Origin of the sequence: Vibrio sp. 10N.222.52.C3 (assembly GCF_041474195.1) — a bacterium.
GTDB classification, from domain to species: domain Bacteria; phylum Pseudomonadota; class Gammaproteobacteria; order Enterobacterales; family Vibrionaceae; genus Vibrio; species Vibrio crassostreae_C.
In genome coordinates this window covers 26,384-38,034 of sequence record NZ_JBFRTQ010000078.1, presented here as the reverse complement: position 1 = coordinate 38,034, position 11,651 = coordinate 26,384, and the positions used below count along the sequence as shown (strand labels likewise).

The 11,651-nt window shown below is 45.3% G+C and carries 10 protein-coding genes; 4 read left to right on the top strand and 6 right to left on the bottom strand.

Annotation, left to right across the window (positions count from 1 at the left end):
• Positions 1-489: 489 nt before the first annotated feature.
• Positions 490-1,398 (bottom strand): Tim44 domain-containing protein, encoded by a 909-nt coding sequence (locus AB4517_RS12825; protein ID WP_017060179.1) that lies wholly within the window; start codon positions 1,396-1,398, stop codon positions 490-492.
• A gap of 196 nt (positions 1,399-1,594) precedes the next feature.
• Between AB4517_RS12825 and AB4517_RS12820 the strand changes: the two genes are divergently transcribed.
• From AB4517_RS12820 to AB4517_RS12810, 3 genes are all read left to right on the top strand, one after another.
• Entirely contained in the window at positions 1,595-2,185 is a 591-nt protein-coding gene (locus AB4517_RS12820) for a TetR/AcrR family transcriptional regulator (protein ID WP_017060178.1), read from the top strand.
• Between the two features lie 17 nt (positions 2,186-2,202).
• Positions 2,203-4,077: an MFS transporter gene (locus AB4517_RS12815; RefSeq protein WP_017060177.1), complete on the top strand. Its 1,875-nt coding sequence runs from the start codon at positions 2,203-2,205 to the stop codon at positions 4,075-4,077.
• A 146-nt stretch (positions 4,078-4,223) separates the two neighbouring features.
• Complete coding sequence (locus AB4517_RS12810) at positions 4,224-5,144, top strand: YeiH family protein (RefSeq protein ID WP_017060176.1); 921 nt, start codon at positions 4,224-4,226, stop codon at positions 5,142-5,144.
• Between the two features lie 133 nt (positions 5,145-5,277).
• Here AB4517_RS12810 and AB4517_RS12805 read toward each other — a convergent pair whose 3' ends face one another.
• Positions 5,278-5,445: a hypothetical protein gene (locus tag AB4517_RS12805; RefSeq protein ID WP_017068947.1), complete on the bottom strand. Its 168-nt coding sequence runs from the start codon at positions 5,443-5,445 to the stop codon at positions 5,278-5,280.
• A gap of 106 nt (positions 5,446-5,551) precedes the next feature.
• Complete coding sequence (locus AB4517_RS12800) at positions 5,552-6,430, bottom strand: LysR substrate-binding domain-containing protein (protein ID WP_017071714.1); 879 nt, start codon at positions 6,428-6,430, stop codon at positions 5,552-5,554.
• A 193-nt stretch (positions 6,431-6,623) separates the two neighbouring features.
• Here AB4517_RS12800 and nagE point away from each other — a divergent pair, with 193 nt between their 5' ends.
• Positions 6,624-8,069 (top strand): N-acetylglucosamine-specific PTS transporter subunit IIBC, encoded by a 1,446-nt coding sequence (nagE, locus tag AB4517_RS12795; protein WP_017060173.1) that lies wholly within the window; start codon positions 6,624-6,626, stop codon positions 8,067-8,069.
• Between the two features lie 124 nt (positions 8,070-8,193).
• Here nagE and menE read toward each other — a convergent pair whose 3' ends face one another.
• The 3 genes from menE to menB all read right to left on the bottom strand — a co-directional run bounded on the left by menE (position 8,194) and on the right by menB (position 11,644).
• Positions 8,194-9,630, bottom strand: a complete 1,437-nt coding sequence (gene menE / locus AB4517_RS12790; protein ID WP_017060172.1) for an o-succinylbenzoate--CoA ligase — start codon at positions 9,628-9,630, stop codon at positions 8,194-8,196.
• A gap of 64 nt (positions 9,631-9,694) precedes the next feature.
• Positions 9,695-10,702: an o-succinylbenzoate synthase gene (gene menC / locus AB4517_RS12785; protein ID WP_017060171.1), complete on the bottom strand. Its 1,008-nt coding sequence runs from the start codon at positions 10,700-10,702 to the stop codon at positions 9,695-9,697.
• A 75-nt stretch (positions 10,703-10,777) separates the two neighbouring features.
• Positions 10,778-11,644, bottom strand: coding sequence for a 1,4-dihydroxy-2-naphthoyl-CoA synthase (gene menB / locus AB4517_RS12780; protein WP_017064079.1), 867 nt, complete (start codon positions 11,642-11,644; stop codon positions 10,778-10,780).
• Between the last annotated feature and the right edge of the window lie 7 nt (positions 11,645-11,651).

The following is an 11,651-nucleotide window of genomic DNA, read 5'->3' as shown; positions in this document are numbered from 1 at the left end:
CCATGCTCGGCGCACAAATCGAAAAGCCAACTCATTGAGTTGGCTTTTTTCGTTTCTGAGCTTTATCTCTTACTAAACGTGTCTTCTAAAACAACCCTCAACTTCCTAAACACTAACCCGCTACTACAAATAACTAATCGAGCTAAATCATTCAAACATCAGTGATCCCATACTTCAGCATGACGCTCACAAACCAGATAAGCAGCGCAGCCTAAACAATTGCTCGATACATGTTCTTCGCATTCGTTCGCAATTATCTGTTTCTGCTGCAAAGTAACCTCAGGCTCCAATACGGGTTCAAAGAACTTTGTCATTACTCATTACATCCAAATAAAATCAGTTAGTTAGTCTCAGGTTAATCCAATCTTTAACTAAGATACATATCATTAGACGCAAAAAAGCCCCTGCTGATTTCTCAGCAGGGGCTTTCTATTATTTGGTGTTATTCCGAATAACTACATCCTATTGATGTTGAGTTAAATCCTGGAATTAACCTTGAATACCAACAATTAACCAAGGTGCATTGTTAGTTGTTAGGTCACGCTCTAGATGCCAGATATCAGTGATATCTTCTTCAACGCCATCCGCTGTGTCACGGTAACGACCGCTAAACTGAAGGCTTAGCTGTGCTTTGCTACCATCGTGGTCTGCGCGAACGATTTCAGCATCAACGTACATTACGTCTGTGTGCTGATCACCGTCTAGCTTATTACGTTCAGCTTTTAGGTCTTCAAATAGGCTTGGAGATACGTATTCTTCAATCGTGTTTAGCTCATTGTGGTTCCATGCACCTTGCAGTGTACGGTAGTGCTCACGAGAACCGTTGATGAATGCCGCTTGATCAAAGCCCGGTGGGTAGTTATGTGGAACATCGCTTTGTGCACCAAAACCGAAGCCACCAGCAGTGCCTTGTGATTGAGGTTGTGCTTGCTCGAAGTTATGAACATTTGGTTGTTGCTTAGGTTGTTCAAACTTGTTCTGACCCATGCCGCCGAATGCTGGCTGTTGGCCACGTGCATTCTGCTGATTCATTGAGCCCTGCTTCGCACCCAACATTCCGCGTAGGAATTTAAACGCTAGGAAAGCAATCAGACCCATAATCAGAATATCCATGAACTGGATACCTTCAAATGCGCCACCAAAGAATGCAGCTAAAAGACCACCAGCAAGTAAACCACCTAGCAGACCGCCCATAAGGCCTTTCTTGCTAGAGTTAGCTGCTGTGTTCTTACCTGTTTGATCTTGACGGATCGAATTCGTGTTTTGTTGTTTTGGTGCTGGAGCCGTTTTAAAGCTTTTGCCAAATGACTTACCACCACCAAACTTTTTCGCTTCCGCGATTGGCGTCACCGCGACTGTTACCAACAGGATCGCGACTAGTGAGAAAAATCGTTTCATTATTATCCTTTATAGGTTTTTTATCTTTCGACACCTTAATCATACTCGTTAACAAAGAACAATGAAATATTCACGACGTTTACACATGTATCATAATATTGCGGCTATTAATTGATTACTAAACTAGCGAAGGGATTGACGGCACTCTGGGGCGCCATTAAAATATTGAACGATGTTCATTTAATAGAAAGTACCCATGGCAAGACGAAACGATCACACTCGCGAACAATTAGTGCAATTAACCTTAAAAACGGTGACCGACTTCTTAGAAGAGCACTCTTATCACGAGTTAAGTCTACGCAAAATCGCCAATATGATTGGTTATGTTCCAAGTACCTTGGTGAATGTATTCGGCAACTACAACCTATTGCTATTGCATGTTGTTGCTCAAACATTAGATGAACTGGCGTCAGAATCTGCTGTAGCAGTTGAACAATCGAGCAATCCTCAGCAAGCTCTATTCAACCTTGCCTACTGCTACCACGATTTTGCACAGAGACACCCTCACCGTTGGCAACTTATCTTTGAGCACAACATGAACGGTGAAAACCTTCCTGAATGGCAATCGAACCGCATCGATAGAATGACAGGCAGGCTAGAGCAGTTGCTAGTGGCGATTGCTCCTGAACATACGAAAAGCGAAGTCGTTAAAGCCAGCCGTGTATTATGGTCTGGAGTACACGGAATTACTCTACTTAGCGTTGATGATAAATTTTTCGCCTCTGAGCCTATTGATGGTAAAGAGCTGATCAATAACCTAGTCTCAAACTACTTAACCAACTGGTAATCATCCAAGGAAAGACAATGAACAACAGCAGCCAATCTTCGCTGTTAACGCAAAAAAGGTTCCTACCATACTTTATTACCCAATTTCTAGGAGCCTTTAACGACAACATATTCAAAAATGTCCTGTTACTGTTTGTTGCTTTCGCAAGCGTAGACACGCTGCCTATTTCCACCAATCTATTCATTAATTTGGCCGCTGGCCTTTTTATTCTACCCTTCTTCCTATTCTCTGCTTTAGCCGGTGTACTGGCTGACAAATACGAAAAATCGTGGTTTATCCGTAAAGTTAAGCTCCTCGAAGTAGTGATCATGTCACTGGGTGCGGTCGGTTTTATCTACGAAAGCTACGGAATATTACTTCTGCTCCTGTTCCTTATGGGAACGCAGAGTGCTTTCTTTGGTCCGGTGAAGTATGCCCTGCTTCCACAGCAGTTAGAAACAAAAGAACTGGTATCTGGTAACGCTCTCGTCGAGACAGGTACATTCTTAGCGATCCTGATTGGTACTCTAGGCGCAGGCATCATTGCATCTGAAGAAGGCGCGAAGCTCATTGCTGCGGTGTGTATTGTTTCGTTCGCCGTGCTTGGCTATGTATCAAGCTGCTTTATCCCACATGCGCCAAGTAATGCACCAGATCTTAAAGTAAAGTGGCAACCTGTAAAACTGACCTGCGCGACACTTGCGATTGCCAAAAAAGATCGCCCGACCTTTCAAGCTCTGATGTCTATCAGCTGGTTCTGGTTCCTTGGTGCGGCTTACCTAACTCAGTTCCCCAACTTCACTAAACTGCATCTAAACGGCACTGAAAGCTCCGTCGCCTTTTTACTGGCACTATTCTCGGTAGGCATTGCAATCGGCTCTTTAGCTTGCGATAAGTTATCTAATCACCGAATTGAAATCGGCATCGTGCCAATGGGCAGCTTAGGTATCTCGATCTTCGGTCTTCTGATGGCGATATCCATCCCGGAGTCTTTGCCTGACTTTAGTTCTTTCCATCAATTCGTAACCTACTCAGAGCTGTGGCCACTGTTTGCTTACCTTCTGCTTCTGGGTATCTCTGGCGGTGTCTTTATTGTTCCTCTGTATTCACTGATGCAGTTACGTGCCAAGCCCGACGAGCGTGCCCAAGTGATTGCCGGGCTCAATATCTACAACTCACTGTTCATGGTGGGAAGTGCGGTATTAGGTATTGTTTGCCTTAGTGTTCTAGATCTTTCAATTCCGCAGCTGTTTATCTTGCTCGCAGTGGGCAACACTTTGGTGATGCTGTACCTGTTTTATCAGGTGCCTATCTACGCTTTCCGCTTCTTTACGTGGGTGGTCACTCACACCATGTACAGAGTTAAACATAAGAACTTACATCACCTGCCAGAAAAGGGCGGTGCGTTGATTGTCTGCAACCATGTGAGTTATATGGATGCACTGCTGCTGAGTGCGGTTTGCCCTCGCTTGATCCGTTTTGTGATGGAAGAGGATTACACCAAGTTGCCGCCAATTCGACGCTTCTTGAAAAGAGCTGGGGTGATTCCAATCTCCGCGACCAACCGCAACTCGATTCGAAACGCTTTCAAAGAAGTAGAGCGTGCCCTGCATGAAGGTCACATCGTGTGTATTTTCCCAGAAGGAAAGCTCACCTCTGATGGCGAAATGGCTGAGTTCATGCGTGGTATGGAGCTGATCATCAAACGTTCCCCTGTCCCAGTGATTCCTATGGCTCTTAAAGGATTATGGGGTAGCTACTTTAGTCGTTACAAAGGCCGTGCCTGCAAAGGGTTACCCACTCGCTTCTGGACTAAGCTAGAGATAGAAGCTGGCGAGCCGATTTCACCTAAACAAGCCTCTTGTGAAACGCTTCGACAGTCAGTCTCTGACCTTCGCGGATCATTACGCTAGTTAACCAGCCCTTTATTCATATCAGTTGAACAAGCGTTAAGTTTTCCTTAACGTTTGTTCAATTCATTTAGACTTACTTATCATTTTATTGAACGTATAGTGGTCTCTTCACAATAACGCCACAACAAAACAAGACTCTAAATACAATGAACCTAAAAAAGTCCGTTCCATTTTATCTTGCTGCACTGTTTTGCTTAACGCCTTGGGTTAGCTCACCGACAGCCCTGGTTATCGGTTTCCTGCTTGCTAGTTTAGGATTAGTCCCTGAACACTTGGAAGTCGGCAAGCTTACCAAAAAGCTACTGGCCTACTCTATTGTTGGCTTGGGTTTTGGTATTCAGTTTGAAAAAGCATTAGCAGTAACAGGCGATGGTATTGGGCTCATTGTAACGACGATTATCGGTACATTAGTCATTGGTTGGTTCTTGGCGAAACAAATGGGGCTAGACCGCACTACGGGCTATCTTATATCTTCTGGTACCGCGATTTGTGGTGGTAGCGCGATAGCAGCAGTGGCACCCGCGATCAAAGCAGACGATGAACAGATTGGCTTGGCATTAGCCACCGTATTCGTGTTGAACTCGGTTGCTCTATTCTTATTCCCGATGATTGGTCACGCGCTTGAGCTCAGCCAACAAACATTTGGTACTTGGGCAGCGATAGCGATTCACGATACGTCTTCTGTAGTAGGTGCAGCTTCAGCGTATGGCGAAGAAGCACTGACGACAGCGACAACATTGAAGCTCGCTCGCGCACTTTGGATCATCCCAATCGCTTTAATTAGTGCGATGATCTTCAAGAACGATCAAAAGAAGATTACGGTTCCCTACTTCATTTTCTTCTATTGCGCCGCTATCGCGGTGAGTGACTTACTGCCACAATTTGAGATGGTCTATCAAGGAATCTTTGATGTGTCTAAGCGAGCACTGGTCGTGTGTTTGTTCTTAATTGGCTGTGGTATTTCAGTTGAGAAGTTAAAAGCGGCAGGGCCGAAACCACTGATGTTTGGTATTACAATGTGGGTCATGATCTCAACGGGTTCATTGGCGTGGTTAACTCTCGCTTAGCCCGCATAGAAACGCTTTAGATGTTTGTTCGGTGAACTAGACACTCAAGTTAGCGAGCAACAAAACAAAAAGGCAAAGCTCTAATGGGCTTTGCCTTTATCGTTTGTGGTAAGGGTATTCTTTGTTGTAACAATCACGAATCAAACAGGGGCTTATCACTCTTCTTGCTCTCTCTTTTCATTAAAACAAGTACCACAACCAACACAAATGCGGTGAGCTCAGCCAACGAACGAGTCAACCCCGATGAGATGATCGCTTGGCCTATCTGCAGTAAAACCGCAATGATGAGGGCAATTTTCATAATAAGACCTTATTCTATAATCCGTTATTTATATGGCTTATTATGATGGATGGTTATAAAGATAATAAATTCTGTTTTGAACTATCTAATTGCTAAATTAACTAACCTAACGCAACTGCCCTTCTAACCACTTAATAAAGGTTCTTACCTTAGGTCGTTTTTCCGTGCCTAACGGGCAGATTAAGTCATACCCTTGGTCTGTATCCATGCTCGGATAAGGTGTTATCAGCTCACCAGTCTGAACATACTGCTTAACAAAATGATAGCGCCCCATCGCGACACCGATATTGCTGAGGGCACTTCTTACGCCCATATCCCGGTGGCTCACACAGTAAAATTGCTCAAACAAGTTCACATCTAAGCCGTGGTGTTTAATCCAACGCTGCCATACATCTGACCCTAGTGCATGAATGAAATTAATCCGGTGCAGCGATTCTAAGCCATCATCAAAGATGTCGTGTTCAGCCGCATAACTCGGTGTACATACCGGAATATACTTTTCACCAAACAGGCGCTGTCGATGCATGTCTTTGAGATTTTCAGCACCATAGTAAATAGCGACATCGAGATGATTTTGATGAAAATCCTGCTCTTCTTGCGAGAAAATATTGAGATTAAACTTTGGGTATCGCTGTTTAAAATCAGCCAACCTCGGCAGTAACCAACTGTTGGCAAATGCAGGACTGGTACCGATATTGATCTGTCCATACAAGTCTGTGTTGGTAATGTCTTCGATCTCACCAAAAATAGAGCTTAACGACTTGGATAACGTTCGTTGAAAGCGCTGACCTTCTTCCGTTAGTTCCAGTTTACGAGTCCCTCGCACAAACAAGTTAAATCCGAGTTCACCTTCTAACACTTTGATTCGATGGCTAACGGCTCCCTGAGTCAAATGCAACTTTCTAGCCGCTAGCGTAAAGCTCATTTTCTCTGCAGTAACATTAAAAGTATGAAGATTTCTAAGTAAAGATTGATGGTTAGCCATACGAACTCATGCATTAAAAATTTTAATTCATACTACTACCCGTTTCGTTTGTTTGCATTAAGAAATAAGTTTTTAATAACCGCAGTTACTTAAAATCCTGCCTCGATCAATATTTGACTCCATACGTTGACGAGCAGAAACATTAAAAAAATTAATTACAAACTTAGGGGCACATATGAATATACTCGGGTATATGCAAAAAGTAGGTAAGGCATTGATGGTTCCCGTAGCCACACTGCCAGCTGCAGCAATCCTTATGGGGATCGGCTATTGGTTGGATCCTGTTGGTTGGGGTTCTGAAAGTATCTTAGCCGCATTCTTGATCAAATCTGGTGGCGCGATCATCGACAACATGGCGGTTCTATTCGCGGTGGGTGTCGCATTTGGTTTGAGCCGTGATAAGAATGGTTCTGCGGCACTGTCTGGCTTTGTGATGTTCCTCGTCGTCACCACGCTACTTGCTCCGGGCTCTGTTGCTCAGTTAATGGATGTTGAACTCAGTGAAGTGCCTGCGGCATTTGGCAAAATCAGCAACCAATTCGTAGGTATCATTGTGGGTATCATCTCTGCTGAGATCTACAACCGCTACTCAACGGTTGAACTTCCTCAAGCTCTAGCGTTCTTCAGCGGTAAGCGTTTGGTTCCTATCCTGACCTCAATCGCAGGTATGGCTCTCTCTTTTGCTCTACTTTACATCTGGCCAGCTGTTTACGACGCTCTGATCGTTCTGGGTATTAAACTAGAAAGCATGGGTGCGGTGGGTGCTGGTCTGTTTGGTTTCTTCAACCGTTTGTTCCTATCAGTAGGTATGCACCACGCTCTTTACCCTGTGTTCTGGTTCGACGTTGTTGGTATTAACGACATTCCAAACTTCTTAGGCGGCGCGCAATCTATCGCTAACGGTACGGGTATTCCAGGTAAAACTGGCATGTACCAAGCGGGCTTCTTCCCTATCATGATGTTTGGCCTACCAGCAGCAGCATTGGCGATGTATCACTGTTCTGATGCGAAAAACAAAAACCAAGTATTCGCAATCATGCTTGCGGCAGCTATGGCTTCATTCTTCACGGGTATCACAGAGCCACTAGAATTCAGCTTCATGTTCCTAGCACCCGTGTTGTTCCTACTGCACGCAGTATTAACAGGCCTATCGCTTTACATTGCAGCAAGCATGGAATGGATGGCAGGCTTCGGCTTCTCTGCTGGTTTCGTTGACCTAGTACTATCAAGCCAAAACCCACTCGCGGTTAACTGGTACATGCTACTGGTTCAAGGTGTGGTGTTCTTCGCGCTTTACTACGGTATTTTCCGCTTCGCTATCATCAAGTTCAACCTACGTACTCCAGGTCGTGGTGAAGAGATGGAAGCAGAAAAAGAAACTGAAACGCCAGAAGCATTGGCTAACCTAACCAACAGCTACATTGAAGCGGTTGGCGGTGCAGACAACATTCTAGAAGTCGATAACTGTATTACTCGTCTACGCTTAACTGTGAAAGACTCAGGTGCAGCAGACAGCGAGAAACTGAGGAAACTCGGTGCGGCAGGTGTGGTACCGGTTGGGAAAGGTGGTCTACAAGTTATCATTGGTCTAGGTAAGGTAGATAAAGTCGCTGAACAAATGAAGAAGGCACTCGCTTAACGCCAAATCTTGAATGACACGATAAATAATTAGAATTTGTGACGGCTTCACCACCGTCACACCCCCCTGAAGCGCAATTACGACTAGTCACCGTGTATTGCGCTTCATTTTATTGCTCTTCGCTCTATTTAGAACGGGTCTGCTGTAACCACTGCGCCAATCCAGCGCGCGAAACCTTAATACCATGTTGTTCCTGCTGAGGCATTCGATAATACTCAATAGGAAATTTGAACCGTTCAAGACGACCAGTTAACTGCTCGATAAACCACTCTTTGGTTGGCAACTCAGCACAATCGACAATCGCTGCAGGTCGAAATCCGAACTCATCATCTTCTATGGGAACAATAAAAGCCTGATTAACCTCAGACAATTGATTGAGTACTCGCTCAATTTCTTCGCAATGAATGTTCTCACCACCAGAAATAAACTGGTTGTCGGCACGGCCAATAATCGACACTTGTTCGCCAAGCCACTCACCAAGATCTTTGCTATCAAACCAACCGCTCTTATCAACTAATGGCGTTAAGTTACCTTGATAGTAATACCCGGACGCGAGCGTCTCGCCACCAATAAAGATACGTTGTTCTTCAATTTTTAGCTGGCGATGGTTAAGGACAAAACCGGCGGTGCTGCCGGCATCAACGGGCTTCGCGGTCACGGTTGAAGCCGCTTCAGTCATGCCGTATCCAAGCCATGTTTCGATGCCCATTTGTTGAGCTTCGAGCCCAAGTGCTTCTGGTATATGACTACCACCCAAAAGTACATGCGTTAAAGTAAGTGCTTGCTTACTCTTTAACAATCGATGTAGTTGAGTAGCGACCAATGAAGCATGACTGCATTCTTCTATATCGGTTTCAAGCTGACCTGTGCCTATTTTGATGCAACCACCAGCCGCCAACCAACGATGAACTATCGCCAGCCCCGACACATGGTACATAGGTAAACTCAGTAACCACGTGTCACCTTGTTGATAACGAAACACCTCAAGCAGCCCTGACGCAGAGCATAGGTGCTGCTCAAGTGTATGAGCGACCGCTTTTGGGTTTCCGGTAGAACCTGAAGTGAATACGATGCTCGCTAGATTTTGCGGATTGAAATTGGATTCTTGAGGTGTAGTTATCTGCTCATCATCACCATCAAACTTCAGTTCACTTAGGCAAGGCAAGGTCACCAACTGAGTATTCAAATCGGCAGTCTCTGATTGCTCTATTCCGCTATTGCCCAAGAGCCAAAGGTAGCTCTGTTGATCTGCTTGATATAAGGAATCGAGCTTTTGCTTCAGGCGTAAACTAGGCTGAGGCATCGTAAACGCACAAACCACACCCAAATTGAGTGCGGCAAGATAAACAGGGATCACTTCAGCTTGATTCTTACCAACAATCGTCAGTACATCACCTTCAGATAGGCCTTGATGAGATAGCTGTTGTTGGTACTCACTAACCAACACAAACACTTGCTGCCAAGTATAAGTGCGGTGAGTGGTCACTAACGCTGGTTGAAGTGGGTTTTGCTGCGCCCACTTTACCCAGAGCGGGGGATGATTAGATTGTGGGCGCATCATATGATAACCAAAAATAGATTAAGAACTTGTTAAGCTAACTAAATAGCCATTCAAATAGCTCGGTCTAAGAAGACCAAATCAATTGTTGCTTTTCAAGCGTAGAGACAGGCAACTGACAGCCCGGCCAAGAAACCTCTAGCTGCTGCTTGAACAAGCCAATCGTATCCAACCCCGGCACTTCATTTGGCAAATATTGCTGCGCCAGACGAGCAATCTGAGTCAGACCTAGGCTCGACTCAATGCTTGAGCTCAATACAGGTTTCATTCCAAGCTTCTGTGCTCGCTCAATGATTGCCACGCAACGCTCGACAGAACCAATAAGAGTTGGCTTGATCACGACTGCTTTAACACCAGTAAGGTCGCTAAGATCAAATTCCGGGCTGCGCACCGCTTCTTGCAGTGTCTCGTCCCACGCAATCGCCACACCATGGTCAATGGCAAATGCCAAACTGTCTTCTGGCTTTTGGCAAGGCTCTTCGATAAAGCTTATACGCTGGCGCATTGACGGCGAAATGTATTTAATGAATTGCTTCGCTTTCTCTGGCTTCCACGCACGGTTGGCATCAAGTCTTAGAGTCAAATCAGGGATCGACTCAAGGAATAAGCTAACCAACATGCCATCGCGAATCGCTTCGTAGAGGCCGACTTTCACTTTCGCGACCTTCTCGCCTACCATCTCATTCAATACAGGAATCAGTTCATCTGGATCGCCTGTACACAAAGGCGCCGCTTGGTAGTTACCTTGAGCGTTAAGATCGCCTCGCAATTCCATCATCGCCATTGAAAAGCCAAACGCGACAGAAGGATACAGCTCGTCGAAAGGCGTTTGAGGCTTATTGTGGCTCCAAAGCTCTAATTCGTGTTGAAGCTGAATGCCAGCTTGTTCGGCATCTTCTTGGCTAAAACCGGGCAAAGGCGCAACTTCGCCAAAACCAGTTTTACCATCACACTCAAGTTGGATGATATAGCCAACACGTTCGTTCAACTTATTGTCACGAAGAACCACACCACTATCCATAGGTAATTGATAACGGTAAAGTTTAGCGTGACGCTGAGAATTCACTGAGTTCATAAAGTTTCCTAAAAAACGGGGAACATCAAAACAAAACGAGCCGCTATTAGCGACTCATTTTGAAGAGGAGAAAGACTATGGATTACGCGGGAACTTGTCGAAGTCCGGTCGACGTTTCTCGTTGAATGCGTTGCGGCCTTCTTGGCCTTCCTCTGTCATGTAGAACATCATGGTTGCGTTACCAGCCAACTCTTGTAAGCCTGCTTGACCATCACAGTCAGCGTTCAGTGCCGCTTTCAAGCAACGCAGTGCCATTGGGCTGTGTTGAAGCACTTCACGACACCAACGAACTGTCTCTTTTTCTAGGTCAGCAACAGGAACAACGGTGTTTACAAGGCCCATGTCCAGTGCTTCTTGTGCATCGTAGAAGCGGCACAAGAACCAAATTTCACGTGCTTTCTTTTGACCAACGATACGAGCCATGTAAGAAGCACCCCAACCGCCATCGAAAGAACCCACTTTAGGACCCGTCTGACCGAACTGCGCGTTTTCAGCTGCAATAGTAAGGTCTGCCATCATGTGAAGTACATGACCGCCACCGACTGCCCAACCCGATACCGCTGCGATAACTGGTTTTGGACAAGTACGAATTTGACGTTGGAAATCAAGTACATTCAAGTGGTGCGTACCTGAGTCATCTTGGTAACCGCCGTAGTCACCACGGATACTTTGGTCACCACCAGAACAGAACGCCTTCTCACCAAGACCAGTCAAAATGATTACGCCAACTTTCTCGTCATAACGAGCATCAGCCAGTGCATTGATCATCTCTTTTACGGTTTGTGGACGGAACGCATTGTGCACTTGAGGGCGAGCAATCGTGATTTTCGCAATACCGTCATCAGACTTGTGGTATTGAATATCTTCATATTGACTGCTTTCATCGCGCCAGTTAACGGCTGCGTAAAGTTCTTCTTCTGTGATGCCTACTGTTTTAGCCATGATGATT

Bases quoted from the DNA above. Each gene is read 5' to 3' on its own strand.
- AB4517_RS12820 (WP_017060178.1), top strand. From the start codon at position 1,595: ATGGCAAGACGAAACGATCACACTCGCGAACAATTAGTGCAATTAACC.
- menE (WP_017060172.1), bottom strand. From the start codon at position 9,630: ATGATGCGCCCACAATCTAATCATCCCCCGCTCTGGGTAAAGTGGGCG.
- menC (WP_017060171.1), bottom strand. From the start codon at position 10,702: ATGAACTCAGTGAATTCTCAGCGTCACGCTAAACTTTACCGTTATCAA.
- AB4517_RS12810 (WP_017060176.1), top strand. From the start codon at position 4,224: ATGAACCTAAAAAAGTCCGTTCCATTTTATCTTGCTGCACTGTTTTGC.
- menB (WP_017064079.1), bottom strand. From the start codon at position 11,644: ATGGCTAAAACAGTAGGCATCACAGAAGAAGAACTTTACGCAGCCGTT.
- AB4517_RS12805 (WP_017068947.1), bottom strand. From the start codon at position 5,445: ATGAAAATTGCCCTCATCATTGCGGTTTTACTGCAGATAGGCCAAGCG.
- AB4517_RS12800 (WP_017071714.1), bottom strand. From the start codon at position 6,430: ATGGCTAACCATCAATCTTTACTTAGAAATCTTCATACTTTTAATGTT.
- nagE (WP_017060173.1), top strand. From the start codon at position 6,624: ATGCAAAAAGTAGGTAAGGCATTGATGGTTCCCGTAGCCACACTGCCA.
- AB4517_RS12825 (WP_017060179.1), bottom strand. From the start codon at position 1,398: ATGAAACGATTTTTCTCACTAGTCGCGATCCTGTTGGTAACAGTCGCG.
- AB4517_RS12815 (WP_017060177.1), top strand. From the start codon at position 2,203: ATGAACAACAGCAGCCAATCTTCGCTGTTAACGCAAAAAAGGTTCCTA.